Source organism: Pseudomonas gebzensis (genome assembly GCF_034427815.1).
GTDB lineage: Bacteria > Pseudomonadota > Gammaproteobacteria > Pseudomonadales > Pseudomonadaceae > Aquipseudomonas.
Genome location: NZ_JAXQNS010000055.1, coordinates 1 through 317, shown reverse-complemented (window position 1 = coordinate 317; position 317 = coordinate 1). Strand labels below are relative to the sequence as shown.

Below are 317 nucleotides of genomic sequence, written 5' to 3'. Positions count from 1 at the left end.
CGGCAGCGTCACCGTTTCAGCGCCTGCAGATAATCCATATATCGATGCAAGCCAAGTCAGTGCGCAGATTACGAGTGCAACGGGCGGCAACTTCGAGAATCTGGCGGTTAACGCTACGCCGGTAGTCACTGCGGTTACAGACACCATCGATACCACCACGGTTACCCTGACGGCGGCGCCTTCGGTTACTGAGGGTGGGGTAATCACTTACACCGCATCGGTCGGCGCTCCAGTGACTGGCTCACCTGTTGTGGTGACGTTGGCCAATGGCCAGAACATCACGATTGCTGTCGGTCAAAGCTCCGGGACCGTGAATG

General features: G+C 57.4%; 1 protein-coding gene. It reads left to right on the top strand.

The window, feature by feature from the left end:
- A partial coding sequence (locus SJI00_RS22440) for an immunoglobulin-like domain-containing protein (protein WP_322463870.1) occupies positions 1-317 on the top strand: 317 nt, incomplete at both ends.